Raw genomic sequence first — 26,971 nt, 5'->3', positions numbered from 1 at the left:
GACGGGGCTCAGGCGACGGGGCTCAGCCGACGGGGCTCAGGCGACGGGGCTCAGTCGACGGGAACTGCGCTGCCGCGCTCGGCCGCGGCGGTGATGCGCGCGGCCATGCCGGTGAAGATGAAGCCGTGGAACGGCAGCACCGCAAGCCAGTACAACCGGCCGAGCAGGCCCCGCGGGAAGAAGACGGCGCGTTGCTCGTAGCGGGTGCCGTCGGCATCCGGAACTGCCCGCAGCTCCAGCCAGGCCGAACCCGGCACGATCATCTCGGCCCGCAGCCGCAGCAGACCTCCCCGAGAGCCGTCACCCGACTCGAGTACGAGCGGCTCCTCCACGGCCTCCACGCGCCAGAAGTCGACGGCGTCGCCCGGGCGCACGGTCGAGCGGCTGCGCCGGCCCCGGCGCAGCCCGACTCCGCCCATCACACGATCCATGACCCCGCGCACCGCCCAGAGGAACCGCGACGAGTACCAGCCGTTCTCGCCGCCGATGCCGGTGATCACCCGCCACACCTCCGTCACCGGCGCGGTCGTGTGCACCGACCTGTTGTCGGTGAACACCGTGCGTCCGGCCCAATCCGGGTCGCTCGGCAGCGGGTCGCTCGGCGCCCCCGAGACCTCGGCATCCTGCCAGCTGGTCTCGACGCCGTCGGCATCCACCCGGCCCAGAGCCATCGCCACCGCCCGCCGATACGGCGTGAGGCCACCCTCGGGCCGGGGGATCAGCTCGTCGATCATGTGGTTCTTCATCACGCACTCGTTCTGCAGCGACTCGACCAGCGGCCGCGCGATCGACCGCGGCACCGGCGTGACGAGGTTGACCCAGTGCGAGGCCAGCCGCGGAGTCAGCACCGGCAGCGACGCGATCGCGCGCTGCCGCAGCCCCGCCTCGAGGGCGTATCCGTTCATCATCTGGCCGTACCGCAGCACGTCGGGACCGCCGACGTCGACCGCGGTGTTCACCGACGCGTCGACGCGCGCCGCGCCCAGCAGGTAGTGCAGCACGTCACGGATCGCGATCGGCTGAATGTGGTTGCGCACCCACTTCGGCGCGGGCATGTAGGGCAGCACGTCGGTCAGGTGCCGGATCATCTCGAACGACGCCGAACCAGAGCCGATCACGACACCGGCCTGCAGCACCAGCGTCGGCACGCCGGACTCGAGGAAGATCTCGCCCACCCGCACCCGCGAGCGCAAGTGCGGCGAGAGCGCGGCATCGTCCGGATGCAGACCGCCGAGGTACACGATCCGGCTGGCGCCGGCTGCGGCCGCGGCATCCGCCACAGACTCGGCCGCCGCGGTGTCCTGCTGCTCGAAGTCCTTGCCACCGGTCATCGAATGCACGAGGTAGTAGACGACGTCGACGTCGCGCATGGCTGCGGCGACGGCATCCCGATCCTGGGCCTCGCCCTCGACGATCTCCACATCACGACCCCACGAGAACGACTGTGCCCGAGCCGCATCGCGGGCCAGCACGCGCACCCGGTACCCGGCGTTCAGCAGCCGCGGGGTGAGTCGCCCCCCGATGTATCCGGTCGCGCCGAACACGAGCACACGCGGTGCCGAGCCGTCGTCAGGGGGGATGGCGCGCAGCGCCGGTTCGCGCCCGGTCGGGGCGGTGAGCTCGCTCATGAGAGGAGAGTACGACTCGTGGGCGTGCGACGACAGAAGGGTTGACGCCGGCGGCTGCGTCTGGCATCGGGTGTCGCTCGCCCGGGGATGCCACTCTGCCGGGGATGTCGCTCTGCCGGGGCTGCCACTCTGTTGGGGACGCCGCTCACCCGGGGTAGGCGAACAACCCGAGGTAGGACCAATCCGGGCCGTAATCACCGACGCCGGCGTGTTCGCCTACCTCGGCGCGGCGAAGCAGGGCTCAGGCCGACGCCTGCTCGGCCTTCTTCTCGCGGCGCAGGCCGTGCAGCAGCGGCTCGGTGTATCCGCTGGGCTGCGCGGCTCCCTCGACGATCAGGCGACGGGCGGCGGTGTACGCGATGCCCGGATTCTCGCCGTCGCCGAAGGCGAGCTTCTCGTAGTTCGGGTCACCGGCGTTCTGCTCGTCGACCACGACGGCCAGGCGGCGCAGGCTGTCGTCGATCTGGTCTTCGGTGATCACGCCGTGCATCAGCCAGTTGGCCAGCAGCTGGCTCGAGATGCGCAGGGTCGCGCGGTCTTCCATGAGACCGACGTCGTGGATGTCGGGCACCTTCGAGACGCCGATGCCCTGGTCGATCCAGCGCACCACGTAGCCGAGGATCGACTGCACATTGTTGTCGATCTCCTGCGCGACGACCTCGGGGGTGAGGTCGCCCTCACCGGCGAGCGGCGGCACGAGCAGCGCGTCGAGCGCCTCGTCGCCGGTCGGGGTGAGGGTCTGGCGCACGGCCATCGGGTCGACCTGGTGGTAGTGCAGGGCGTGCAGGGTTCCGGCGGTGGGCGACGGCACCCAGGCGGTGGATGCTCCCGACTTCGGGTGCGCGATCTTCTTCTCGAGCATGTCGTGCATGAGGTCGGGCTCGGCCCACATGCCCTTGCCGATCTGCGCGTGCCCGTCGAGGCCGCACTGCAGGCCGATCGAGACGTTGCGGTCTTCGTACGCCTTCATGAACGGCTGCTGCTTGATCAGCGCCTTCGGCAGGAAGGGCCCGGCATGCATCGAGGTGTGGATCTCGTCGCCGGTGCGGTCGAGGAATCCCGTATTGATGAAGGCGACGCGGTCGGATGCCGCGGCGATGCACGCCATGAGGTTCGCGGACGTGCGGCGCTCCTCGTCCATGATGCCGATCTTCATCGTGCGCTCGGGCATGCCCAGCAGCTGCTCGGCGCGGCCGAACAGCTCGACGGCGAAGGCGACCTCTTCGGGGCCGTGCATCTTCGGCTTGACGATGTACATCGAGCCGGTGCGCGAGTTGGTGCCCTTGTTCGCGCCCTCGAGTTCGGGCAGCGATCCCAGGGCGGTCATGATGGCGTCGAGGATGCCCTCGAACACCTCCTCGCCGTCGCGGTCGAGCACGGCGGGCGTGCGCATCAGGTGCCCGACGTTGCGCACGAACAGCACCGCGCGACCGGGCAGGGTAAGCTCGCCCCCGCCGTCGGGGGTGCGGTAGGTGCGGTCGGCGTCGGGCACGCGGGTGAAGGTACGGCCGTTCTTGGTGACCGGCTCGCTGATCGAGCCGTCCATGAATCCGCGCCAGTTGCGGTAGCCGAGCGCCTTGTCCTCGCCGTCGACAGCAGCCACCGAGTCCTCGAGGTCGAGGATCGTCGTGATGGCGGATTCGAGGATGATGTCCTGCACGCCCGCGGCATCCGTCGAGCCGATGCGACCTGCGCGGTCGATGACGATCTCCGCATGCAGGCCGTGGTGCACGAACAGCACCGTGTCGGGAGCATCCGCCTCGCCGGTATATCCGACGAAAGCGGAGGCGTCGGTCAGCCGGCGGTCGCCGCCGACGGTGTGCACGACCAGCCCGTCGGCGTCGACGGCGTAGCCGGTGGCGTCGCGGTGCGAGCCCTCGGTGAGCGGTGCGATCTGGTCGAGCAGCTCGCGGCCGCGCTCGACCACGGCGGCGGCGCGAGTGAGGTTGAACTCCTCGCCCGGCGCCAGCTCGCCGGTCTGATCGATCGCATCGGTGCCGTACAGCGCGTCATAGAGCGATCCCCACCGGGCGTTGGCGGCGTTGATCGCGAAGCGGGCGTTCAACAGCGGCACCACCAGCTGGGGGCCGGCCATCGTGGCGATCTCCGGGTCGACGTTCTCGGTGGTGACGGTGACGTCGGCGGGAACGGGAACCAGGTAGCCGATGTCGGTGAGCAGCGCGCGGTAGGCGTCCTTCTCGGGCACGCCGGGGTAGGCGCGGTGGAACTGGTCGATCTTCTGCTGCAGCTCGTCGCGCTTCGCAAGCAGCTCTGCATTGCGGGGGCCGAGGTCGTGGATGATCGCACTGGCGCCGGCCCAGAACTCGTCGATGTCGCGCCCGCTCTCGGCGAGCGCCGCCTCGGCGAACTCGACGATGGGAGCGGCGACCGAGAGATCGGCGCGACTGAGGTGCGAGGTCATAGTTCCATTCCTTCTGTTCGAGCGCCGATGCGGCGCAGGGTCTCCAGGGCGATCTCCGCGTCCTGCGCGGGGGTGCCGCCGGCGACTCCGAGGCCGCCGGCGTGCTGGTCGCCGAAGTAGATGGGCAGGCCCCCGTCGATCGTCGTCAGCAGGCCGCCCGAGCCGAGGGGCAGGGCGACGGCGAACGCGTCGGGGATGAGGGAGGTGCGGCGGCGGGTGGATGCCGCGGTCGCGGCCTTGCGACGACTGGTCTCGACGCTGTGAGGTGTCGCGCCGTCGGCCATTCCGAAGGCGATCACGGTCATCGACGGGTCGGCGACCGACACGACGGGGCGAACGCCCCGTTCGGCGGCGATCTGCATGGCGAGCTCGACCGCCTGTGCCGCCGTGGCGTAGGTGACGGCGATGATCCGGCGCGTGCTCGTCATGTCATTCCCCTCTGGAGTGCAGTTCCAGGTTAGGTAGACGGGCATGTTTTCGGAGCGGCGATTCCATATGATGGAACTCATGGCGGGAACAGCTGACACCCCAGATCGACGCACTCCGCCGGCCGCGCCGGCCGGCACCGTGCAGTCCGTGACTCGCGCCTTCTCGCTGCTGGAGGCGCTGTCGGCATCCGAAGGTGAGGCGTCACTGGCATCGATCGCCAACCGAACCGGACTCGCGGTGCCGACCGCGCACCGCCTGCTCGGCACGCTCCACCATCTCGGCTACGTGCGCCAGCTGGAAGACCGCCGCTACGCGCTCGGCGCGAGCCTGATCTCGCTCGGCAGGCACGCCGTGCCGCCGCTGGCCGACGCCGCCCAGCCACTGCTGCGCAGACTCGAGGACCGGTTCCACGAGACGGCGAACTTCGCCGTGCTCGACGGCGACCTGGTGCTGTACGCCGGGCAGGTGGCATCGCGCCAGCGCATGCGCATGTTCACCGAGATCGGCCGCCGCGTGCTGCCACACTCCACCGGCGTCGGCAAGGCGATGCTGTCGACCATGCCCGAACGGCAGGTGCGCGCACTGATCGCCCGCACCGGTCTGCCGCGCTTCACGCCGCAGACCATCACCGACGAAGAGGCGTTCATCACCGACCTGCGCCGCGCGCGCGGGCGCGGGTTCGCGGCCGACGACAGCGAGCAGGAGGTCGGCGTGCGCTGCATCGCCGTCTCGGTGCCGGGGCTCGGCCAGCCGGCCGCCGTGTCGGTTTCGGGTCCCGCGGCGCGGATCACCGACGCCACAGTGGTGGAGGTCGTGCGCGCGCTGCGCGAAGCGGCCGACGAGCTGACCGAGCTCGCCGCCGAGCACGCCGGGGCTGACGGCACCTGAACAACCCCTTGCCGAACGACACTCAACGACATATCGTTGAGCATCGTTCAACAACAGGAGGTCATCATGAACGGATCGTTCCCCTCCAGTGGGTTCAACTTCGGCTCCAGCAACGGCGCGGGCAATCCGCTCGCCGGCGTCTGGGAGGCCGTCGAGCAGCTGCGCAGCGGCTTCGAGCAGCGCACCGGCGGCTCGCGCATGGCTCGCGGCGACGTGCGATCGGCGGTCATCTCGCTGCTCGCCGAGCGGCCGATGCACGGCTACCAGATCATCAGCGAGATCGGCGAGCGCTCGGGTGGCGCGTGGAAGCCGAGCGCCGGCTCGGTCTACCCGACCCTGCAGCTGCTCGCCGACGAGGGTCTCATCACGGCCGACGAGCAGGGCGGACGCAAGACGTACTCGCTCACCGACGCCGGCATCGCCGAGTCGGAGGCACTTGCCGCCAAGCCCGCCCCCTGGGAGGGTGCCGGTCAGCGCGGCGGCAGCGCGTCGGGCCCGCTCGGCGGCCTGCCGAAGGCGGGCATGGAGCTCGCCAGTGCGGCCGCGCAGCTCGGCCGCACCGGCACCCCCGAGCAGGTGAAGGAGGGCGTCGAGATCCTCGAAGACGCCCGGCGTAGGCTGTACGCGATCCTCGCCGAGGGGTGATTCCGCCAGAAGGGAGTTCGGCAGTGCACCGGGCTCGCTATCGCCGCATCCTGCGCTTCGCCGCTCGAGCGTTCGCGCAGATCTGGTGGTTCGAGCTCGTGCTGCCGCGCTTCGGGCTCGGTCGCGTCGCCGATCGCACGCGGGATGCCCGGATGCTGCGGCTGGCCCGGCGCTTCCGCGCGCTCGCCGTCGAACTCGGCGGTCTGATGATCAAGGTCGGGCAGTTCATGTCGTCGCGCCTCGACGTGCTGCCGCCCGAGATCACCGCCGAGCTCGCCGACCTGCAGGACGAGGTTCCCGCCGAGCGGTTCGACGACATCCGTGCCGCTGCCGAAGCGGAACTCGGGATGCCACTCGCACAGGCGTTCGCGTCGTTCGACCCGGAGCCGGTGGCCGCGGCATCCCTCGGTCAAGCGCACCGCGCCACCCTGTCGGCGGCCGACGCGGCCGACACCGGCCTCGAGCGCGTGATCGTCAAAGTGCAGCGCCCCGGCATCGACGAGATCGTCGCGGTCGATCTCGCGGCCCTGCGCCGGGTGTCGCGCTGGGCGTCGCGCGTGCGTGCGGTGTCGTCGCGCGTCGACGCTCCGGCGCTCGTCGAGGAGTTCGCTGCGACCTGCCACGAGGAGATCGACTACCTGCACGAGGCGGCCAGCGCCGAGCGCTTCGCTGCGGATTTCGCTGCGGATGCCCGAGTCGGCGCGCCCGCGGTGGTGTGGGAGCGCTCGACGCGAAAGGTGCTCACGCTCGAAGACGTCACCGCGATCAAGATCAGCGACACCGAGGCCCTGCGTGCGGCCGGGATCGTCCCCGCCGAGGTCGCGCACGTGTTCGCGCAGGTGATGCTCGACCAGGTGTTCACGCACTCGTTCGTGCACGCCGACCCCCACCCGGGCAACGTCTTCGTGACACCCCTCGACGGCGGCGACTGGCGCCTCACCTTCATCGACTTCGGGATGATGGCCGAGGTTCCCGACGGCATCCGGGCGGGTCTGCGCACGCTTGTCATCGCCGTCGCCTCCCGCGACAGCCACGGACTCATCGTCGCCGCACAGCAGATCGGCGTGCTGCTGCCCTCGACCGACACCGCTGAGCTCGAGCGCGCGCTCACCGTGCTGTTCGCGCGGTTCGGCGGGATGGGCTTCAACGAGCTGCGCGACGTCGACCCGCGCGAGCTGCAGCGGTTCGGCATGGAATTCGGCGAGACCGTGCGCTCGCTGCCCGTGCAGTTCCCCGAGAAGCTGCTGCTGCTTCTGCGTGCGGTGTCGCTCACCTCGGGCATGTGCAGCGCGCTCGACCCGGCGTTCAACATCTGGGAGCCGGTCGAGCCCTACGCGACCAAGCTGCTGCGCGACGAGAGCGGCGGTATGCTGCGCGACCTCGGGGCGCAGAGCATGACGAACATGTCGACGCTCTGGCGGCTGCCCGGTCGCGTCGATGCGGTGCTGAACCGGCTCGACTCCGGGTCGCTGACGTTCGACATCTCCAGCCTCGAGCTGCGCCTCGACCGCATCATCCGGGTCGCGTATCGCGCCGTGTCGGGCGTGCTGTTCGGCGGGATGCTGATCGGCGGCGTGTTGCTGCTCGAGCCCGCATCGGGGTGGGGCGTCGGGCTGATGTGCGCGTCGGTGGTGCCGTTGCTGCACGCCGTTTTCGGGAAGCGATAGGCGGCCGACTCGTGACGATCTCCACGTCGTGATCGGTGGGGTAGCGTCGGGCACCAACGTGGAACCCGAGCAGGAGGAGGGCGCGATGGCCAGCGGCAGCGATGCGAGCGCGATCAAGTTGGGTGCGGTCAAACGAGCGCTTCGTGAACAGCGGCTCACCGAGCTCGCGAATTGGCTTGCGCCCTTGCGAGCAGCCGAGCTGGTCCGAATCCTAGAGCGACTCTCCACGCCGGAGCGCGCCGTTGCTTACCGACTGTTGCCCAAGGACGTAGCGCTGGAGACTTTCGAGGCCCTTGACCCAGGTTTTCAAGGCGATCTCCTTGACGGATTGCAGGATGAGGAGGTTGCCACTGTCTTTGCGCGGCTTGGACCGGATGACCGGGTGAGGCTGCTGGACGAGCTGCCGGCCGCCGTCGCGAGCCGGCTCCTACAAGGACTGAACGTCAAGGACAGCGACCTCACTGGAGTCGTCCTTGGTTACGCAGCCGGATCAATTGGTCGCCGAATGAGTCCTTGGTACGTCTCTGTCCACCAGGACCTGTCGGCGGAACAGGCGCTGCGTCACGTTGACTCCAAGCTCGACGATGCCGAGACGGTGTACACGCTGCCGGTGGTCGACGATAGTCGGCGCCTCATCGGCGTGGTCAGCCTGCGCGACCTGATGCGGTCGCAGGGAGGGTCGGTTCAGGTCGGGCAGATCATGCGCCGCCCTTACGCGGTGCTTGCGAGTTCGGGTGCTGAGAGTGCAGCGCGACTCTGCGCTGACCTGAAACTGCTGGCACTGATGGTTGTGGACGATGAGCATCGCCTGGTCGGCCTTCTCACTGTCGACGATGCCCTGCGCATCATCGAGGAGGCAGACAGCGAGGACCAGGCTCGAATCGCTGGATCCGAGCCGCTGCGTCGGCCGTACCTGTCCACGCCGGTGCGCTCGCTCGTGAAGTCGCGCGTCGTGTGGCTCACCGTCCTCGCCGTCGGGGCGACTCTCACTGTGCAGGTGCTCGAGTCTTTCGAGTCGACCCTCTCGCAGATGGTGGTCCTCTCCGTCTTCATCCCTTTGCTCATCGGCACCGGTGGCAACACCGGCAATCAAGCGGCCACCACCATCACGAGGGCGCTGGCACTCGGCGACGTCACCCCCGGCGACATAGTCCAGGTCCTCATTCGAGAGGCACGCACCGGGTTCAGTCTCGGGCTCATCCTCGGCACGGTCGGGTTCGGTATCACGGCGCTGGTCTACGGCGTGCCTGTCGGCGCCGTGATCGGGTTGACTCTCGCGGCAGTCTGCACACTCGCAGCCACCGTAGGAGGGCTGATGCCGCTGGCTGCCAAGGCCCTGCGGGCGGATCCAGCAGTGTTCTCGAACCCGTTCATCACGACCTTCGTCGACGCAGCGGGTCTCATCGTCTACTTCCTCATTGCGCGATCCGTTCTGCAGCTGTGACCGATGTATCTGCGTTGCACATCCTCTGGTTTCGGTTCCGGCTCCGGCACGGGAGGTAGTGCGCCGCCTTCACCTGCCCACCTGTGCAGCTGCTTCTCGGGGTGAACACGTGGAGGTTCTTGACACGGGCATCCGCGGGTCGTAACGTACAACCAAATGGTTGTACAAACAGAACTCAGCGAAGCGGAGATCGACCGTGTGTTCCATGCGCTCGCGATCTCGACCCGGCGTGACATCCTGCGCCGGACTGTCGAGCGCGAGCACTCCGTCTCCACCCTCGCGAACGACTACGAGATGTCGTTCGCGGCGGTGCAGAAGCATGTCGCCGTCCTCGAAGAGGCCGGCCTCATCATCAAGCGCGCCGAGGGACGCGAGCGGCTCGTCCGCGCGAACCCCGAGATGATCGCCCGTGCGCGGGCGCTTCTCGCCCGATACGAAGAGCTGTGGCGAGCACGCATCGCCCGGCTCGATGACCTGCTGGCCGAGAAGCCGACTGACTCGGCCGACTCGGACGAATCCAACGAAGGAGACTGACATGCCTGTCACCGACATCATCACCGACCACGAGAACCTGACGATGACCGTCATCGCCGATCTCGCTGCACCCGTCGAGCGCGTCTGGGCCGCCTACAGCGATCCCGAGCAGCTCGGCCGGTTCTGGGGCCCGCCGAGCTGGCCGGCCACCTTCACGTCGTGGGACCACGAGGTCGGGGGTCGCGCCACCTACACGATGCACGGACCGCGCGGCGAGAAGGCATCCGGATACTGGGAGTTCCTCACGATGGAGCAGCCGCACCGCTTCGAGGTGCTCGACGGCTTCGCCGACGAGCAGGGCGACCCGAACGACGACCTTCCCGCGATGCGCATGGAGTTCACCTTCGAGCCCACCGCCACCGGCACCCGCATGCGCAACACCAGCCACTTCGTCTCGCTCGACGCGCTCGAGCAGGTCGTCGCCATGGGCGCCGTCGAGGGCACCCGCATGGCGCTGTCGCAGCTGGATGCCGTGCTGCAAGACCTCCGCGACTACGCGCAGGGCAAGGGCACGCAGGTCGAGATGCTCGATGACACCCACGTGCGCATGACGCGTCTCGTCGAGGGCCCGCGCGATCTGGTCTGGCGAGCGCACACCGAGCCCGAGCTGATCAAGCGGTGGATGCTCGGACCCGACGGATGGGAGATGACCGTCTGCGAGGTCGGCCTGCAGGCCGGCGACCGCTACCGCAACGAGTGGGCACCGGTCGGCGACACCGAGGGCGAGCCGTTCGGCTTCGAGGGCGACGTGCTTCTCGTCGACGCCCCGCGCCGCGCGGTGCAGCTGGAGCGGATGTCGGGAACCGACGGCCCCGATGTTCTCAACGACCTCAATCTCTACGAAGAGGACGGCGCCACCCTGATCACCGTGCTGATGGAGTTCCCCGACAGGGACACCCGCGACATGATCCTCGCCACCGGTATGGCCGACGGCATGGAGGCGTCGTACCAGCGACTCGAAACGGCGGTGCTCACCGTCTGACCGGGCCGGACTCGATCAGCCGCGGCGGGTGCTCCATAGCGCGAGCCACACGAGCACCGGCTGGAAGAACAGCCGCGCGAAGCGCTTCATGTCGGTGTCGAGCGCGAACCCGTCACGATGATGCGTCCACTGCGACACGTTGCCGGGGAAGATCGCGATGAAGAACAGGGCGGTCAGCACCCCGACCATCCGGCGCCGACGCCACGCGAACAGCAGCGCGGTGCCGAGGCCGACCTCGACCAGGCCGGATGCCACGACCGTCGCATCGGGATCGCCCGGCACCCAGTCGGGCACCTGCGCCTGGAACTCCTTGCGCGCGACGGTGAGGTGGCTGACCCCGGCGAAGGTGAGGAAGCCGCCGAGGGCGATACGGGCGAGCATGCGGGCGGGTGACGTCATGCCCCGATGGTACGCGCCGTGAGGATGCCAGGGACAGTGCGCCGATCATCGGCACAGCACCCGGATGCCCGAGCTGCTCGGCGCACGAGACCGTCGAGCAGCTCGTCATACGAGGTGCCGGCCGCGCTGACCAGGCGGGGAAAGTGAGACTCGCGTCGCAGACCCGGCATCGTGTTGATCTCGTTGAGGACGACCCCCTCCGTCGTCACGAAGAAATCGATCCTCGCGAGCCCCGCTACCCCGACCTCGTGCGCCACGCTCAGTGCGGCAGCCTGCAACTCTTCGAGGATGGGCGCGGGGAAGGCGGCGGGAATCTCCAACCACCCGCCGGCGCCGGCGTACTTGTGGTCGTAGCTGAATGCGGACTCTCCCTCGGGGAGGTGCACGAGCGAGCCGCCGGTGGCCCTCAGCATGTGATCGCGGCCGCTCCAGACGCCCACGCTCACCTCCGCGCCACGGATCAACGGCTGCAGCAGAACCACCGGATCCAGCTCGAAGGCGACATCGAGCGCTGCCCGCAGCTCCCGCAGCGACGACACCACGGCGACGCCGACGCTCGATCCGCCCGCATCGGGCTTCACGATCAGCGGCCATTCCGCGACGCGGGCGAGAGCGGAGGCGTGCAGATCCGGATCGGCGAGGAACGACGACCTGTGCAGCACCCGCGTCGGGATCGTCGGCACCCCGCCGCAAACGGCCGCGCGGGCCGTCGCGAGCTTCGACATCCCCACCCGGCAGGCGCCCGAGGAGCATCCGACGTAGCGGATGCTCCTCGCCTCGAGCTCGTGCTGCAGCCCTCCGTTCTCGCCCCACCCGCCGTGCAGCACCGGGAACACGACGTCGTCGGGTTCGAGCTCGTCGAGTATGTCGGCGGCGGTGAAAGAGGTGTCCACGCCGGCCATCCACCACCTGCCCGCGCGATCGATGCGGATCGGCATCACCGGATGCTGCGCCGCGAGCGACTGCGCGACATCGGCGCCCGAGGCCAGCGACACCTCGTGCTCGGTGCTCTCGCCTCCGGAGAGGACGATGACCCGGGTCATGCCCCGACCTCCGTCCGGGCGACGCGCGGACCGATCGCGGTCAGCACCTCCTGAGGGATCGTCCCGACGGCAGATGACCACTCCGCGAGCGACGGCTCTCCGCGAGCCGGGTCACCGAGCAGTACCACGCGGTCGCCTGCGATCACCGGCGCGTCACCCACATCGATCACCGACTGGTCCATCGAGATCGCGCCGATCAGCGGGAAGCGACGCCCATCGACAGCTACCGTCATGGATCGCTCGTCACCGGACGCACGGCGAGAGATGCCGTCGGCGTATCCCACCGGGATCAGTGCCAGCCGGGTCGCGGAGGCGATCGGCGTCTGCCGGTAGCCGACGCTCTCACCCGCACGCACGTCGCGAGTCTGGCTCACCCGGGTCTCCCACCTTGCGACCGGTGCGAGTCCGAGCGGTCGCTCCGGCACGGGTTCGACGCCGAAGAGGCTGGCTCCGAGCCGCAGCAGATCGAGGTGCGTCCGCGGATCCACGGCCGCCGCACGAGACGCGGCGGCGTGCTTGCGCACGCGCAGCCCCGCGGAGCGGGCCAGCTCGACGGCATCCGCGAGCTGGGCCAGAGGCGCGGTGAATTGCGCCGGAGAGGTGCCGGAGAGATGCGTCCACACCCCGACGACGTGGACGAGTCCGGATGCCGAGGCCGCTGCCGCCATATCGAACAGCCGCTCCCAGTCGGCGCGAGGAGCCCCGGAGCGGTTCATGCCGGTCTCCACCTCGATCTCCACCTCGGCCACGACACCCAGCGCCGCCGCGGCTTCGACGATGCTGCGCAGCTGGCCCGGTGACGTCGGCGAGACACGCACGTGCGCGGCGATGGCGGCCCCGATCGGGGCGTCGTCATGCATCATCCACGCCAGGATCGGCGCTTCGATGCCCGCACCACGCAGCTCGATCGCCTCGGCGCAGGTCGCGACGCCGAGCTCTGTGGCGCCGCCCGCGAGAGCCGCACGAGCCGCGCGCGCGGCGCCGAGACCGAACCCGCCGGCCTTCACGACCGCCATGACGGGCGAAGCGCAGAGCCCTCGCATGCGTGACGTGTTCGCTTGGATCGCCGCGGTGGACACCGCGAGCGAAGAGGGGCCCGACCCTGCAGCGCTCGCCGTGGAGAGCGCTGCGGGGTCGGTTTCGAAGAGAACTGCTGCCATGGTTCCAGTCCACGCGAACACCGGTCTCGCTGCATCGGCGCAGCGGCGTAGTGTCGTCATCCGCTCGGATGATCTCGCCCGAGCCGACGGGCCGGTCACCGCGTACTCAGGAACGTCTCGAGGCGCCGCCTACGGTGGAAGGATGCTCGATTGGACCTCGTGGACCGGAACAGCCGTCGCCGTCGGCATCGCCCTGGCGGCCGCGATCGCCGCCGTACTCGCCCCGCGCGCCATCGCATCGGTGCTGGGTCGCAGGGCCGCCTGGATGCGCGACCTGTACCGCCGTGCCGGCCGCCCGTGGGCGGTGGTCGTGCTCATCATCGCGCTCTGGACCGCCGCATCGGTCAGCCAGCCGGCGCGCGAGGAATGGTGGCCGGGCGTCTCGCACCTGCTGCTGATCGCCACGATCCTCGCGGGAGCCTGGCTGCTGGCCACGGTCACGTCGTTCGCGTTCGAGGGGCTGCTCACCCGTGAGAAGGTCACGTTCTCGGGCGCCGACCTTCGTCGCCGGCGCACGCAGATCCTCATCATCCAGCGGCTCACGGTGGTGCTCATCGCGGTGATCGCGGTGGGCATGGCCCTGTTCTCGTTCCCGGCGCTGCGCGTCGTGGGCACGAGCGTGCTGGCATCCGCCGGTATCGTCTCGGTGATCGCGGGACTCGCGGCGCAGTCGATCTTCGGCAACCTCATCGCGGGCATCCAGATCGCCTTCACCGACTCGATCCGCGTCGGCGACGTCGTCGTGATCGACGAGCAGTTCGGCCGGATCGGCGAGCTGAACCTCTCGTACGTGGTCGTGTACCTCTGGGACGAGCGCCGCCTGGTCATCCCGTGCAGTTACTTCACGACGAACGTGATCGAGACATGGACCCGCCGCTCGGATGCCATCCTCGGCACCGTCTTCCTCGACCTCGACTGGCGGGTGCCGATGGATGCCGTACGCGCCGAGTTCGACGCGATGATGGAGGCCTCCGAGGCATGGGATCGTCGCAGCAGCGGGGTGGCCGTCACCGATTCGCAGGGCGGCTTCGTCACCGTGCGCTTCACCGTCTCGGCCAAGGACTCCGATGACCTGTGGATCCTGCGTTGCGCGGTGCGTGAGCACATGATGACCTGGCTGCAGCGCGAGCATCCGGATGCCCTGCCGCGCACGCGCGTCTCGCTCGAGAACTGAGCCGTCAGTCGCACGTCGACCACAGAGCCAGCAGCACGAGGACCGGCTGCAGGAACAGGCGCCCGAACCGCTTCATCTCGGTGTCGAGGCCCGGCGCGCTGCGGTGATGCGTCCACTGCGAGACATTGCCGGGGAAGACGGCGACGAAGAACAGTGCGACGAGCCGGCCGATCCCGCGCCGACGCCGCCGGGCGAGCAGCAGCGCGGAGCCCAGCGCGATCTCGGCCCAGCCGGATGCCACCACCGTCGTGTCCGGGTCACCCGGGACCCAGTCGGGAACCGCGACGCGGAACCCGCGCCGGGCGAACGTGAGATGGGCCACGCCGGTGAAGAGCAGGAGCCCGGCGAGGGCGATGCGGGTGATCGTCTGGGGGACAGATGCCATTCCGCGAGTGTACGCAGGTCACACCCTGTCGAGTGCGTCACTCGTCCCCACTGGAGTGCAGGCCCCGACGTGCGGAGAGCAGGTCGATCTCAGGATGCTGCTCGACCAGCATCCGCTCAGCCTGATCGAGCACATCGCGCACGTGCGAGGCGTGCGTCGCGACGGCTGAGAGGCCGATCATCGTGCGCCGGTACAGATCCTGCGCGCCGACCTCGGCGACTGCGGCCTCAGTGCGACGGCTGAGATCGGCGATGATCGGCCGGACGATGCTGCGCTTCTGCTTCAGCGAATGGACGTCGCCGAGCAGGATGTCGAACTCGATCCAGCCGATCCACATGGCGTCAGTCTGCCACGCGGGCTCAGATCAGGCGGCGCAGCGCGTCTTCGAGCGAGACGCCCTGCGCGTCGGCGCGGTCGCGCAGCCGCGCGTGCTCGGCCGGCGTGAGTGAGACGGTCAGCTCGAGCGGGTCGGATGCCTGGGTTCCTGAGCCCGTCGAAGGATCCTCGAGCCCGTCGAGCAGATCAGCGGGCTCAGCCCAGACCAGAGCGGCCTCGGGCGTGGCCGCGGCGGGAGCCGCCGCCGACACGGCCATCGCGCCGGCGAGGGACGCGCCGGCGTCCGCCGCCGACGTGAAACCGGGGCCCCGGCGCGGTTCCTGCTTCTGCTGATACGCCTTCGCGGCGGCGTTCGCGCGCTCGTCGGCTGCTTCGTTGAGCGGATGCCCGGCATGCCCCTTCACCCACGAGAATTCGACGTCGCGGCCGCGCATCGCCTCGTCGATGCCCTCGAGCAGGTCGCGGTTGAGCACCGGAGCGCCGTCGGCCTTGCGCCACCCGCGGCGCTTCCATCCCGGCATCCACTTCGTCACCGAGTCGATCACATACCGCGAATCGCACTCGATGATGATCTTCTCGTCGACGCCGGCGGTCGCGCGCAGCAGTTCGAGCACCGCCCGCAGCTCGCCCTGGTTGTTCGTGCCGTGCGGGGAGCCGCCCGCAGCCCAGCGGTCGTCGTCGATGTACCAGGCCCAGCCGTTCGGACCCGGGTTGCCGAGGGCGGAGCCGTCGGCGGCGGCGGTGATCGTCATCCTTCAACCGTAGGGCGTCGGTGAGACACCGCCCGCAGTCGGTACTCTCGAGAAGTGACCGGATTCGCGCTGAAGACCGTGATCATCGTGGTCGTGATCGCGCTGGTCGTGATCGTCGTCGCCCGATCGTTCCACCGGCAGCCACCGAGCGCGCCTCGATCGCAGGGGCCGGGGCGACGGATGCCCGTGCTGACCTGGCTGGCCGCAGCCGTGCTGCTCGCGGTCGGATTCCTGCTCGCCCTGGTGTCGTTCACCTCGCGCTACACCGACGAGCTGCTGCCCATGCGGATCGCCGCCGTGGCGGCGCTGCTGGCCGGCGGTGCCGTGCTGCTCGTCGCCTCACGGCTCGCCCGGAAGCGCTGAACTACTCGCCGGTGTCGCCGGTGTCGGCTGCGTCGCTGGTGTCGGCCGCTTCGGGAGCGGGCGCCGTCACCGGGAAGACGATCGTGGAGTACTGGGCGCTGAGCCCGACATCCATCAGATCGAGCGAGCGCGCGTCGTCGAGTTGCTCGATCGGGTTCGTCTCGTCGAGCGGCTCACCGGGCAGAGCTGCCCACGCGCTGGGCTCCTGCGGCTTCTGTGTGAACAGTCCCATGTCTTCATTCTCCTCCGCTCCGGCGCCGGGCAACACGAGGTCAGAAGTCGGCGATCACCAGTTTCTTCATGTCCGGCATCCGCTGATACGCCCCCGGCTTGGCAAGCAGCTCGCCCATGTTCTCGGGCACGACCTGCCAGCTCACGCCGTACCGGTCGACCAGCCAGCCGCACTGCTCGGCGTCGGGCACCGCCGAGAGAGCATCCCAGAAATGATCGATCTCGGCCTGGTCCGCGCAGCGGATCTCGAGCGACACACCGGGGGTGAAGCCGAACTCGTGCCTGACGTTCGAGTCCGTGAACGAGAACCACTGCTCGCCGATGCGGAACTCGCCGAACATCACGCTGCCCGCGGCGGCGGTACCGGTCGCCTCGGGATACTCCGCCACCGTGCCGAACGCGGTGTCGTCGAACAGCGACAGGTAGAAGTCGACCGCCTCGCGAGCCTGGTTCTGCGCATCGCCGGAGAACATCACCTGCACCATCACGAAAGGACGCGCGCCGCCGCCGGGCCCGGTGAGCATGAGCTGCCAGCTGACGCCGTACCTGTCCTGCACCCAGCCGTAGTACGGGCTGAACGGGTACTCGCCGAGCGGCATGAGAGCCTGCCCACCGTCCGACAGGGCGGCCCAGGTGCGATCGAGCTCGGCCCGGGCGGCATCGGCATCGCCGTCGAACAGCAGTGGATCGAAGTTCAGCATGAACGAGATCGACGGCGTCGGCCGGAACGTGTCGTCGGAGTTGATCATCGTGATGCGGAACCCGGCGACATCGAGGTCGACCACCACCGGCTGCCCCTCGAGACCCTTCTGGAAATCCGGCAGTTCGTCGGGGTAGCGCATCGCGACGTTCGCGCTCGTCATCGGCAGGGTTGAGCTGTAGAACTCGCCCGCGTCACCGGCGTCGCCGGCGAACCAGAGGTTGGGGATGATCTTCTGAGTCACGTCGCTCCTTCGTGGAATCGGTCGGGTGTCTATTCCCCGCCTGTGCCGGCGTCGGCTTCGCGCACCGCGTCGACGAGCTCGCGCCACGCGCCCTCGAGCCGCGTGTCGGGAACGACCTGCTCGAGCTGCTGGTCGCGCAGGCGGGCGTGGATGCTCCACACGTAGCGGTCGGCGCCACGGGCATCCGGATCCAGCCGCTCGTCCCACGGACAGCGGTCGACGAGCTCGATCCAGGTCGGTGCCTGCTCGGGCGCCGGTTCCGCCCGCCACCGGCGGCGGAGCCCGGCGATGCCGCCGCTGCGCACCACGGCGATGACGATGCGATCCTGCGCATCGTCCGTTCCCGCACGGTCAGCGGGGGGCTCGTGCTCGTGCATCCTCGATCACTCCGACCGCGATCCACGCGTCGCGGACCGCTGACTCCACGGTAGACCCGATGCCGCTCGCGGCGGCGATCGTCTTCTCGGCGAACTGCGTGAAATCGGCCGTCGACGACAGGTCGCCGGTGAGCGCGCGGTACCAGGCGAGGCCCGCGCCCTCCCACGCGTGGCCGCCGACCGCCGTCGCCGCCAGCGCGAAGGCGCGGTTCGGGATGCCCGAATTGATGTGCACGCCGCCGTTGTCCTCCACGGTGTGCACGTAGTCGCGCATGTGCGCCGGCTGCGGGTCCTTGCCCAGCTCGTCGTCGTCGTAGGCGGTGCCCGGCTCGAGCATCGAGCGCAGGGCCCGGCCCTGCACGGCATCCGTGAAGATGCCCTCGCCGACCAGCCACGATGCCTGATCGGCGGTCTGATCGCGCAGATGCTGCTCGGTCAGGGCGCCCAGCACGTCGGCGATCGACTCGTTCAGCGCGCCGGACTGGTCGCGGTAGACGAGTCCGGCCGTGCTCTGGATCACGCCATGACCGAGTTCATGGCCGATCACCGATACGGAGCGGGTGAAGCCGACGAACACCTCGCCGTCACCGTCGCCGAACACCATGCGCGAGCCGTCCCAGAAGGCGTTGTCGTAGTCCTCGCCGTAGTGCACGGTCGCGTTCAGTGGCGCCCCCTCACCGTCGAGCGAATCGCGCTCGAAAGCGTCGAGCAGCATCTGGAAGGTCGCCCCCAGCCCGTCGAACGCCTCGTTGACCGTGTCATCGGCCACCGGCTCGTCGTCTTCGGTGCGCACGATGACGCCCGGCAGGGTCTCGGTGTTCTGCGCGTCGAAGATCGTGCGGGTGGGCGCCGATGTCACCTCGGCCACGAGCGCGCCGCTCTCGTCGATCGACAGCTGGAGTGCCGCGTGGAAGGTGGGACGGCCGGCGATGAGCGTCTGCCGCGCGGCCCGGGCGGCGTGCGGGTAGCGCTCGGACCTCGCCAGCTGCGCCAGCAGGTAACCGGGCACGATGCCCTGGCGAACGGACGGGTACGCAGCATCGAAGGTGCTCATGTGCAGACCCTACGCCGGGGTGCCGACAACGCCCAGGGGGTCACAGCGGGGCCGCGTAGAATCGGCCCAATGACCGATGCCCCCTCGCTGCCAGCCTCCGGCATCGACCCCGACGACCTCGCCACCACCCTGCGGGTGCTCGCCTCGCTCGACGAGGTCGATCAGCAGCATCCGGACTACCTCGCCGTGCGCCGCGCCACCGCCAACATGTTCAAGGCGGTCAAGCGCGCCAGACGCAAGGAGATCCGGGATGCCATCGCCGACGCCGACAAGGCCGTCGTCGCGCGCACGGCCACCGGGGCGCCCGACCGCATCGACGACGAGACCCGCGGGCTCGACCTGGCATCCAGCGTCGTCGACGCGCCCGTCGCCGGCGAGCTGCTCAAGCCCCGCAACTGCTACATCTGCAAGCAGCCGTACACGCTGGTCGACGCGTTCTACCACCAGCTCTGCCCCGAGTGCGCCCGCTTCAGCCACGGCAAGCGCAACGCCCGCACCGATCTCACCGGCAAGCGCGCGCTGCTCACCGGCGGCCGCGCGAAGATCGGCATGCACATCGCGCTGCGGCTGCTGCGCGACGGCGCGCACCTGACCATCACGACCCGGTTCCCGCGCGACGCGGTGCGCCGCTTCTCGTCGCTGCCCGACGCATCGGACTGGCTGCACCGGCTGCGCGTCGTCGGCATCGACCTGCGCGACCCGGCGCAGGTGATCGGCCTGGCCGACTCGGTCGCGGCCCAGGGGCCGCTCGACATCCTCATCAACAACGCGGCGCAGACCGTGCGCCGCTCGCCCGGTGCGTACTCCCTGCTGGCGGATGCCGAGCTGCAGCCTCTGCCGGACGGCCCGCTGCCCGAGATGGAGACCTTCGGCCACACCGCCGACCCGCACCCGCAGGCGCTGCAGGCGTCGGTCGACGCGCATCCGCTGCTGTCGGTCGCAGCCCTCGGCGGAACCGTCGCCGAGCAGGGCGGTCAGGCTCTCACCGCCGAGGACCTCGCCCGTCTCGCGATGGCCCCCGGTTCGTCGTCGCTGGTCAAGCACGCCGACGGCACGGCGATCGACGCCGGCGGACTCGTGCCCGACGTCAACCGGGTGAACAGCTGGGTGCAATCGGTCGAGCAGGTCGACCCGCTCGAGATGCTCGAGGTGCAGCTGTGCAACACCACGGCGCCCTTCCTGCTGATCAGCCGCCTGCGGGCGTCGATGGCGGCGTCGACCGCGCGGCGCAAGTACATCGTCAACGTCTCGGCGATGGAGGGGCAGTTCTCACGCCGGTACAAGGGTCCTGGGCATCCGCACACCAACATGGCCAAGGCCGCACTCAACATGCTCACCCGCACGAGCGCCGGCGAGATGCTCGAGACCGACGGCATTCTGATGACCGCCGTCGACACCGGCTGGATCACCGACGAGCGGCCGCACTTCACGAAGGTGCGGCTGGCTGAGGAGGGCTTCCACGCGCCGCTCGATCTCGTCGACGGCGCCGCTCGCGTGTACGACCCGATCGTGCAGGGTGAAGCGGGCGTCGACCTGCAGGGCGTGTTTCTGAAGGACTACCGGCCCAGCCCCTGGTGACACGGCCGGAATGACGGCCCGAAGGCCCGACGGCCGGAAGACCCGACGGCTTGACGGGCCCGACGGGCCCGACAGGCGTTACGTTCTGGGGGCCGACACCCCAGATGTCGGACGTTTTCGCGGGATGCGTCCGACATCTGGAGTGTCGGCCCCCGGAATGCATCGCGCGACCGGCGCGCCGGCGGGCGCGGACGCGTCGCCGGTCAGGAAGATTGGGCGAGCACGCGCTGCAGCGGCGCGTAGTGCTCGATCACGGCTCGCCGGTACGCCTCGACGTCTCCGGCGCGCACCGCGTCGAGCATGTCGCCGTGCGCTTTCGCGGTGCTCTCGATGTCGGCCGGGGGAGCGATCTGCAGCTGCGGCAGCACCGCCGTGTGCACGTCCCAGAAAGCGCCGACGAGCTGGCCGACCAGGTGGTTGCCGGTGCGGGCGAACAGCTGCGTGTGGAAGGCGCGGTCGGCTTCGAGGAAGTTCTCGCCGCGGCCGGCCTTGTCGACCATCTCGTCGACGAGATCGGCGAGCGCGGGATGCTCGCTCTCGGCCGTACCGGCTTCGACGACCCGCTCGGCCATCGACAGGTCGAGGGCGAGGCGCACCTCGACGACCTCGCGCAGCGCCCGCAACGACCCCTCGGGCGAGAGCACACCGCGGAACACCAGGGCCTCCACCATCGGGTCGAGCGACATCTCGCCGACGAAGGTGCCGTGTCCGTGGCGCACATCGACGATGTCGAGCGTCGACAGCGTGCGGATCGCCTCCCTCACCGACGAGCGCGAGACGTCGAGCGTCTCGCACAGCTCTGATTCGGTCGGCAGCGGGTCACCGGGCCGCAGGCTGCGGGTGAGGATGAGCTGTTTGATCTGATCCGCAGTCGTAGCGCGGCGCATGCGGGACGCACGAGATCGGGTCGGGATCAACTCGCACTTCCTCTCACATCACGACGATCATCTCATTGCCACGAACGGGTGCCTGCTGTTGAGAACATCGCCCATCTGTGTTTATAGTACATCAGACATCTGATGTCCCGACGATGTCGTCCCTCCCCAAAACTGGAGCATCACATGACCCGTTACATCCCTCGCAGGCGCGGGAGCCGATTCGCGGCGGCGCTGGCCGGCTCGATCGCCGTCGCCGTCGCGCTCTCCGGCTGCGGTGCCGCAGCCACCGACAAGAATGACGCAGCCGCCGAGCCCGGCAAGGTCGATCCCGAGGCGGTCATCGAGGCGGGCATCTCGTATTCGCTGAGCGGCAGCTTCGACCCGATGGTCGCTTCGGGTGCGGTCACCGTCTCGGCCAACTGGCACATCTTCGAGGGCCTGGTCGACCTCGACCCTGTCACCCAGAAGCCCGCGCCGGCGCTCGCCGCGGACCTTCCCAAGAAGGTCGACGACACCACGTACGAGATCGACATCCGCGAGGGTGCGACGTTCCAGAACGGTGACCCGGTCACCTCGGATGACGTCGTCTTCAGCTACCAGCGGGTGCTCGACCCGGCGAACAACTCGCTGTTCCTCTCGTTCATCGACTTCATCGACACGGTCACCGCCGTCGACGAGGACACCGTGCAGATCACCACCGACTACCCGTTCTCGCTGATCAACGACCGCCTCGGCGTCGTGAAGATCGTGCCGAAGGCCGTCGTCGAGGCCGACCCCGAGGCGTTCGCCTCGAAGCCCGTCGGCTCGGGCCCCTACGCCCTCGTCTCGGCCGTGCCCGAGGACAAGATCGTCTTCGAGCGCTACGACGACTACAACGGCCCGCACCCGGCCCTCGCCGCCGGCATGAACTGGAACCTGCTGGCCGACCCGTCCGCCCGCGTGACCGCCATGTCGACGGGCACCATCCAGGCGATGGAGGACGTGCCCTACATCGACGTCGACTCGCTCGCGTCGGCCGCCGAGGTCGAGAGCGTGCAGTCGTTCGGCCTGCTGTTCATGATGTTCAACACCAAGGCCGCGCCGTTCGACGACCCGCGCGTGCGTCAGGCGCTGCACTACGCGGTCGACATGGACAAGATCATCGAGACCGGCATGCTGGGCAACGCCACCGCCGCCACGTCGTTCCTGCCCGAGAACTACGAGAACTACAACAAGGCGTCGACGGTCTACACCTACGACCCCAAGAAGGCCAAGGCCCTGCTGGCCGACGCCGGTGCCTCTGACCTGTCGATCACGCTCCTCACCACCGACACCGGCTGGGTCAAGGAGGTCGCGCCGCTGATCAAGGAGTCGCTGGATGCCGTGGGCGTCAAGACCACGCTCGAGATCGGCCAGTCCGCGGCCATGTACGAGAAGGTCGACTCCGGCGACTACACGGTCGCCGTCGCCCCCGGTGACCCGTCGGTCTTCGGTGTCGACCCCGACCTGCTGATGAACTGGTGGTACGGCGACAACGTGTGGTCGAAGACTCGCACCGCATGGGCCGACTCGCCCGAGTACGCCGAGCTGACCGGTCTGCTCGACCAGGCCGTCCAGCAGACCGGCGACGAGCAGCAGAAGACCTGGAACAAGGCCTTCGACCTGCTCTCCGAGCAGGCCGTGCTCTACCCGCTGTTCCACCGCAAGCTGCCCACCGCGTGGAGCGACCAGGAGCTGGTCGGCTTCAAGCCGGTGCCCACCACCGGCCTGTCGTTCCTCGACGTCGGGGTCGCTGCCAAGTGATCCCCCTCCGGGCGGCGCGCGACCCGCGCCGCCCGGAGATCCTCCTCGAACAAGAAGGCCCCCCGTGTCCAGCACGCTCAGTCTCATCGGCCGCAGGCTCCTGCAGCTGCCCGTGATGATCCTGGGCATCACGTTCCTCGTGTTCTTCGTGATGTCCTTCTCGCCCATCGACCAGGCCAGGGTCGCGCTCGGCGAGACCGCCTCGCCCGAGGCTCTCGAGGCCTACCGTGAGCAGCACGGGCTCAACCTGCCGCTGCTCGCGCGCTACCTCGGCTTCCTCGCCGGGCTTTTCCGGGGCGACCTCGGCACCTACTCCGCGCGCAGCCTCCCCGTCATCGACGAGGTTTCCCGCGCCTTCCCCGTCACCCTCTCGCTGACGTTCTTCGGCCTCATCATCGCCGTGGTGCTCGCCTTCGCGATCGGCATCGTCGCCGCTGTGTACCGCGACCGCTGGCCCGACCAGGTGATCCGCTTCGTCGGCGTGGCGGCGCTCTCGACACCGTCGTTCTGGCTGGCCATCCTGCTCATCCAGGTCTTCACCCTCGGGCTCGGCGTGCTGCCGGCATCCGGACCGCTGCCCGACTTCTGGAGCGACCCCTCCGCGTGGCTCGCCCGCATGACCCTGCCCGCGGTCGCCCTCGCCGTGCCGGTGGTCGGTCAGCTGTCGCGCGTCGTGCGCACCTCGATGGTCGAAGAGCTCGACAAGGACTACGTGCGCACCGCCCTCGGCGCGGGCATCCCCCGCGTGGTCGTGGTCGGCCGCAACGTGCTGCGCAACGCGCTGATCACCCCCGTGACCGTGCTCGGTCTGCGCATTGGCTACCTGCTGGGCGGCGCGGTCGTGATCGAGATCATCTTCGCCATCCCGGGGATGGGCACGCTCATCCTCAACGGTGTGACCAACAACGAGCCCAACCTCGTGCAGGGCGTGACGCTCGCCGTCGCCCTCGCCTTCGTCGTGATCAACATCATCGTCGACCTCCTGTACGTGCTCATCAATCCCCGAATCCGGGCGGTGTGACCCATGCGACGCAAACTCACTGAACGACTGTCCGCTCCCGGCCTGCGCTTCGGCGGCCTCTCGGCCGGATCCCTCATCTGCATCGCCATCCTGGCGATCATCGGGCTGGCGGCCGTGTTCGCCCCGCTCGTCACGGCGTTCGACCCGCTCGCCTCCGGCAGCCCGGTGCAGGCGCCCAGCGGCGAGCACATCTTCGGCACCGACCGACAGGGTCGCGACATCTTCTCGCGTCTCGTCTACGGCGCCCGCTACTCGCTGGTGATCGGTCTGGGTGCGACGCTCGTCGCCCTGGCGGTCGCCTGCGTGCTCGGCACCATCGCCGCCACCGCACCCAAGTGGGTGTCCGAGACGCTGATGCGCGTGATGGATGTCATCATGTCGTTCCCCGGCATCGCCCTCGCGGCCGTGTTCGTCGCCGTGTTCGGCAAGTCACTGCCCGTGCTGGTGCTGACGATCGCGTTCCTGTGCGTGCCGCAGCTCACCCGCATCGTGCGCGCCAACGTGCTCGACCAGTACGGCGAGGACTACGTCTCGTCGGTGCGGGTGATGGGTGCGCGCACCCCGCGCATCATCATCAAGCACGTCGCCCGCAACGCGATGGCGCCGGTGCTCGTCTTCGCCACCGTGCTCGTCGCGGACGCGATCGTCTTCGAAGCCTCGCTGTCTTTCCTGCAGGCGGGTGTTCCCGACCCCGAGCCCAGCTGGGGCAACGTCATCGCGGCCGGGCGCAACCTGCTGATGTCCGGCGCATGGTGGGCGACGTTCTTCCCCGGCATCCTGATCATGATCACGGTGCTGTGCCTGAACATCCTCTCCGAGGGGCTCACCGACGCGATGGTCTCGCCGCGGGCGCGCAAGATCACCGCCGACGCCGCGGGCACCGAGGAGTCGACCACCGACCTCGAGCGCGCCGGCTTCGACGACACGCACGTCGTGCGCACCATCGACACCTCGGTGAACCTGTCGGTGCCCAGCGGGGTGCCCGAGCCGCGTGCGCCGCAGACGCCGGTGGTGCCCCTCAGCGAGCGTCTCGCCGAGCTGCGCGCACGTGAGCTCGCCCGCACCGACCGGATGGTCTACACCGGTGATGACGCGCCGCTGCTCGAGGTGCAGGATCTGTGCATCTCGTTCCCGCGCCACGGTGACGTCGACGTGGTCGATCACGTCAGCTTCACGGTGCGCCCCGGCGAGACCATGTCGCTGGTCGGCGAGTCCGGCTGCGGCAAGTCCATCACGTCGCTCGCGATCATGGGCCTGCTCGACCCGAAGGCAGACGTCCGCGGACGCATCATGTTCGACGGCGAGGATCTGCTGCAGATGGACCCCGCACAGCGCAACGCGCTGCGCGGGCACGACATCGCGATGATCTACCAGGACGCGCTGAGCTCGCTGAACCCGGCGATGCTCATCCGCTCGCAGATGAAGCAGCTCACGCGCCGCGGCGGCACCCGCACGGCCGAGGAGCTGCTCGAGCTGGTCGGCCTCGACCCGACGCGCACCCTCGCCTCGTACCCGCACGAGCTCTCGGGCGGTCAGCGCCAGCGTGTGCTGATCGCGATGGCGCTCACCCGCGACCCGCGTCTGGTGATCGCCGACGAGCCCACGACGGCGCTCGACGTCACCGTGCAGGCGCAGGTGGTCGAGCTGCTCATGCGGCTGCAGCGCGAGCTCGGCTTCGCGATGATCTTCGTCTCGCACGACCTCGCTCTCGTTGCCGAGCTGACCCACCGCATCACCGTCATGTACGCCGGTCAAGTGGTCGAGCAGGGCACGACGCGCGAGGTGCTCACCCAGCCGGTGCACGAGTACACCCAGGGCCTGCTGGGCGCGGTGCTCTCGATCGAGGCCGGTTCCGACCGCCTGCACCAGGTGTCGGGTGTCGTGCCGTCGCCGCGCGACTTCCCCCGCGGAGACCGCTTCGCACCGCGCTCGTCGGATCCCGCGCGCTACGCCGGAGTCACCCCCGTGCGCCGGCAGATCGCCGGCACCGAGCACTTCTACTCCGCGCATCCCGACGATGCGCCCGTCGAGCCGATCGGAGCAGGGCGATGAGCGAACCCGTCATCGAGCTGAAGGACGTGCACGTCCGCTACCGCACGCGCACCTCGACGCTGTTCAAGCCGAACTACGTCGACGCGCTGGCCGGTGTCTCGCTCACCGTCAAGCGCGGTCAGACGCTGGGCATCGTGGGCGAATCCGGATCGGGCAAGTCGACGTCGGCCAAGGTGCTGATCGGGCTCGAGAAGCCCACCAGCGGGCAGGTCGTGTTCGCCGGTGAACCGGTGCGCTCGTTCACCCCCGCGGTGCGCAAGCGGCTGGGCCGCATCCTCTCGGTTGTGTTCCAGGATCCCGCCACCGCGCTGAACGCCCGCATGACCGTACGTGACGCGCTGCTGGATCCGCTGCAGGTGCACGGTCTCGGAGACCCGGCCTCGCGTCAGCGCAAGGTGCGCGATCTGCTCGGGCTGGTCGGCCTGCCGGCATCCGCCCTCGACGCACTGCCCGGTCAGCTCTCCGGCGGCCAGCGGCAGCGCGTGGCGATCGCCCGCGCCCTCGTGCTCGACCCGCAGGTGATCATCGCCGACGAGCCGACCTCGGCGCTCGACGTCTCGGTGCGCGCGCAGATCCTCAACCTGCTCACCGACCTCAAGGACCAGCTCGGCCTGGGCATGGTCTTCATCTCCCACGACATCCAGACCGTGCGCTACCTCTCCGACGAGATCGCCGTGATGAACCGCGGCCGGGTCGTCGAGTTCGGCGATGCGGCGAGCATCTTCGACAGCCCCTCCGACGACTACACCCGAACACTGCTCGGCGCCGCGCCATCGCTCCTCGCGCCTGCATCCCACTGACTA

Annotated in this window: 27 protein-coding genes; 13 read left to right on the top strand and 14 right to left on the bottom strand. The window is 69.3% G+C overall.

All coding sequences use genetic code 11. The features are described 5' to 3' along the window. Positions 1-50 precede the first annotated feature (50 nt). The 3 genes from ACWGSM_RS03860 to ACWGSM_RS03850 all read right to left on the bottom strand — a co-directional run bounded on the left by ACWGSM_RS03860 (position 51) and on the right by ACWGSM_RS03850 (position 4,478). The gene (locus ACWGSM_RS03860; protein WP_452321652.1) at positions 51-1,628 is read right to left on the bottom strand and encodes an SDR family oxidoreductase; all 1,578 of its coding nucleotides are present in this window, start codon (positions 1,626-1,628) and stop codon (positions 51-53) included. 241 nt (positions 1,629-1,869) lie between these two features. After that, positions 1,870-4,050 (bottom strand): malate synthase G, encoded by a 2,181-nt coding sequence (locus ACWGSM_RS03855; RefSeq protein WP_452321651.1) that lies wholly within the window; start codon positions 4,048-4,050, stop codon positions 1,870-1,872. Continuing rightward, positions 4,047-4,478, bottom strand: coding sequence for a GlcG/HbpS family heme-binding protein (locus ACWGSM_RS03850; protein ID WP_452321650.1), 432 nt, complete (start codon positions 4,476-4,478; stop codon positions 4,047-4,049). Before ACWGSM_RS03850 ends, ACWGSM_RS03855 begins: the two co-directional genes overlap by 4 nt. A 79-nt stretch (positions 4,479-4,557) precedes the next feature. Between ACWGSM_RS03850 and ACWGSM_RS03845 the strand changes: the two genes are divergently transcribed. From ACWGSM_RS03845 to ACWGSM_RS03820, 6 genes are all read left to right on the top strand, one after another. Next, complete coding sequence (locus ACWGSM_RS03845) at positions 4,558-5,367, top strand: IclR family transcriptional regulator (protein ID WP_452321649.1); 810 nt, start codon at positions 4,558-4,560, stop codon at positions 5,365-5,367. 66 nt (positions 5,368-5,433) lie between these two features. Next, positions 5,434-6,012 (top strand): PadR family transcriptional regulator, encoded by a 579-nt coding sequence (locus tag ACWGSM_RS03840; RefSeq protein WP_452321648.1) that lies wholly within the window; start codon positions 5,434-5,436, stop codon positions 6,010-6,012. A gap of 23 nt (positions 6,013-6,035) precedes the next feature. After that, positions 6,036-7,679, top strand: coding sequence for an ABC1 kinase family protein (locus tag ACWGSM_RS03835; RefSeq protein WP_452321647.1), 1,644 nt, complete (start codon positions 6,036-6,038; stop codon positions 7,677-7,679). A gap of 58 nt (positions 7,680-7,737) precedes the next feature. Next, a complete protein-coding gene (mgtE, locus tag ACWGSM_RS03830) occupies positions 7,738-9,123 on the top strand; it encodes a magnesium transporter (RefSeq protein ID WP_452321646.1) in 1,386 nt (461 codons plus the stop codon). Positions 9,124-9,279: 156 nt separating this feature from the next. Then, on the top strand, positions 9,280-9,657 hold the full coding sequence (locus ACWGSM_RS03825) for an ArsR/SmtB family transcription factor (RefSeq protein ID WP_452321645.1): 378 nt from the start codon (positions 9,280-9,282) through the stop codon (positions 9,655-9,657). Between the two features lies 1 nt (position 9,658). Beyond that, positions 9,659-10,639 carry an SRPBCC family protein gene (locus ACWGSM_RS03820; protein WP_452321644.1) on the top strand — a complete coding sequence of 327 codons (981 nt, stop codon included), beginning with the start codon at positions 9,659-9,661 and terminating at the stop codon, positions 10,637-10,639. Between the two features lie 15 nt (positions 10,640-10,654). Here ACWGSM_RS03820 and ACWGSM_RS03815 read toward each other — a convergent pair whose 3' ends face one another. From ACWGSM_RS03815 to alr, 3 genes are read right to left on the bottom strand one after another with little or no spacing between them, the layout of a single operon-like run. After that, positions 10,655-11,038: a DoxX family protein gene (locus ACWGSM_RS03815; protein ID WP_452321643.1), complete on the bottom strand. Its 384-nt coding sequence runs from the start codon at positions 11,036-11,038 to the stop codon at positions 10,655-10,657. Next, a complete protein-coding gene (locus tag ACWGSM_RS03810; RefSeq protein ID WP_452321642.1) occupies positions 11,035-12,081 on the bottom strand; it encodes a D-alanine--D-alanine ligase family protein in 1,047 nt (348 codons plus the stop codon). Before ACWGSM_RS03810 ends, ACWGSM_RS03815 begins: the two co-directional genes overlap by 4 nt. Then, the gene (alr, locus tag ACWGSM_RS03805; protein ID WP_452321641.1) at positions 12,078-13,241 is read right to left on the bottom strand and encodes an alanine racemase; all 1,164 of its coding nucleotides are present in this window, start codon (positions 13,239-13,241) and stop codon (positions 12,078-12,080) included. Before alr ends, ACWGSM_RS03810 begins: the two co-directional genes overlap by 4 nt. Positions 13,242-13,383: 142 nt before the next feature. On the opposite strand from alr, the gene ACWGSM_RS03800 reads away from it, so the two are divergent. Continuing rightward, positions 13,384-14,415, top strand: coding sequence for a mechanosensitive ion channel family protein (locus tag ACWGSM_RS03800; protein WP_452321640.1), 1,032 nt, complete (start codon positions 13,384-13,386; stop codon positions 14,413-14,415). A 4-nt stretch (positions 14,416-14,419) separates the two neighbouring features. On the opposite strand, the gene ACWGSM_RS03795 is transcribed toward ACWGSM_RS03800, so the two are convergent. Genes ACWGSM_RS03795 through ACWGSM_RS03785 form a run of 3 tightly spaced genes read right to left on the bottom strand, consistent with a single transcriptional unit; the run spans position 14,420 to position 15,888 of the window. Next, a complete protein-coding gene (locus ACWGSM_RS03795; protein WP_452321639.1) occupies positions 14,420-14,800 on the bottom strand; it encodes a DoxX family protein in 381 nt (126 codons plus the stop codon). A 37-nt stretch (positions 14,801-14,837) separates the two neighbouring features. Next, complete coding sequence (locus tag ACWGSM_RS03790; protein ID WP_452321638.1) at positions 14,838-15,137, bottom strand: DUF503 domain-containing protein; 300 nt, start codon at positions 15,135-15,137, stop codon at positions 14,838-14,840. A gap of 22 nt (positions 15,138-15,159) precedes the next feature. Next, complete coding sequence (locus ACWGSM_RS03785; protein ID WP_452321637.1) at positions 15,160-15,888, bottom strand: ribonuclease H family protein; 729 nt, start codon at positions 15,886-15,888, stop codon at positions 15,160-15,162. 54 nt (positions 15,889-15,942) lie between these two features. Between ACWGSM_RS03785 and ACWGSM_RS03780 the strand changes: the two genes are divergently transcribed. Beyond that, entirely contained in the window at positions 15,943-16,251 is a 309-nt protein-coding gene (locus tag ACWGSM_RS03780) for a hypothetical protein (RefSeq protein ID WP_452321636.1), read from the top strand. A 1-nt stretch (position 16,252) separates the two neighbouring features. On the opposite strand, the gene ACWGSM_RS03775 is transcribed toward ACWGSM_RS03780, so the two are convergent. Genes ACWGSM_RS03775 through ACWGSM_RS03760 form a run of 4 tightly spaced genes read right to left on the bottom strand, consistent with a single transcriptional unit; the run spans position 16,253 to position 18,857 of the window. Next, entirely contained in the window at positions 16,253-16,483 is a 231-nt protein-coding gene (locus ACWGSM_RS03775) for a hypothetical protein (RefSeq protein WP_452321635.1), read from the bottom strand. A 40-nt stretch (positions 16,484-16,523) separates the two neighbouring features. Further along, a complete protein-coding gene (locus ACWGSM_RS03770; protein ID WP_452321634.1) occupies positions 16,524-17,426 on the bottom strand; it encodes a VOC family protein in 903 nt (300 codons plus the stop codon). 29 nt (positions 17,427-17,455) lie between these two features. Next, on the bottom strand, positions 17,456-17,803 hold the full coding sequence (locus ACWGSM_RS03765; RefSeq protein ID WP_452321633.1) for a protealysin inhibitor emfourin: 348 nt from the start codon (positions 17,801-17,803) through the stop codon (positions 17,456-17,458). Continuing rightward, positions 17,778-18,857, bottom strand: coding sequence for a M4 family metallopeptidase (locus ACWGSM_RS03760; protein ID WP_452321632.1), 1,080 nt, complete (start codon positions 18,855-18,857; stop codon positions 17,778-17,780). The genes ACWGSM_RS03765 and ACWGSM_RS03760 overlap by 26 nt, the downstream gene beginning before the upstream one ends. Before the next feature lie 69 nt (positions 18,858-18,926). Between ACWGSM_RS03760 and ACWGSM_RS03755 the strand changes: the two genes are divergently transcribed. Beyond that, positions 18,927-20,435 (top strand): SDR family NAD(P)-dependent oxidoreductase, encoded by a 1,509-nt coding sequence (locus tag ACWGSM_RS03755; RefSeq protein ID WP_452321631.1) that lies wholly within the window; start codon positions 18,927-18,929, stop codon positions 20,433-20,435. Positions 20,436-20,638: 203 nt separating this feature from the next. Here ACWGSM_RS03755 and ACWGSM_RS03750 read toward each other — a convergent pair whose 3' ends face one another. Next, entirely contained in the window at positions 20,639-21,322 is a 684-nt protein-coding gene (locus ACWGSM_RS03750; protein ID WP_313357137.1) for a FadR/GntR family transcriptional regulator, read from the bottom strand. Between the two features lie 174 nt (positions 21,323-21,496). Between ACWGSM_RS03750 and ACWGSM_RS03745 the strand changes: the two genes are divergently transcribed. From ACWGSM_RS03745 to ACWGSM_RS03730, 4 genes are all read left to right on the top strand, one after another. Then, on the top strand, positions 21,497-23,095 hold the full coding sequence (locus ACWGSM_RS03745; RefSeq protein WP_452321630.1) for an ABC transporter substrate-binding protein: 1,599 nt from the start codon (positions 21,497-21,499) through the stop codon (positions 23,093-23,095). 64 nt (positions 23,096-23,159) lie between these two features. Continuing rightward, positions 23,160-24,116, top strand: a complete 957-nt coding sequence (locus ACWGSM_RS03740; RefSeq protein ID WP_452321629.1) for an ABC transporter permease — start codon at positions 23,160-23,162, stop codon at positions 24,114-24,116. 3 nt (positions 24,117-24,119) lie between these two features. Then, positions 24,120-26,168, top strand: coding sequence for a dipeptide/oligopeptide/nickel ABC transporter permease/ATP-binding protein (locus ACWGSM_RS03735; RefSeq protein WP_452321628.1), 2,049 nt, complete (start codon positions 24,120-24,122; stop codon positions 26,166-26,168). After that, positions 26,165-26,968: an ABC transporter ATP-binding protein gene (locus ACWGSM_RS03730; protein ID WP_452321627.1), complete on the top strand. Its 804-nt coding sequence runs from the start codon at positions 26,165-26,167 to the stop codon at positions 26,966-26,968. The genes ACWGSM_RS03735 and ACWGSM_RS03730 overlap by 4 nt, the downstream gene beginning before the upstream one ends. Positions 26,969-26,971: the final 3 nt, after the last annotated feature.

Source organism: Microbacterium sp. NPDC055521 (assembly GCF_053619695.1).
Note: the sequence above shows the minus strand (reverse complement) of the source record. Positions and strands in the feature narration are given on the sequence as shown.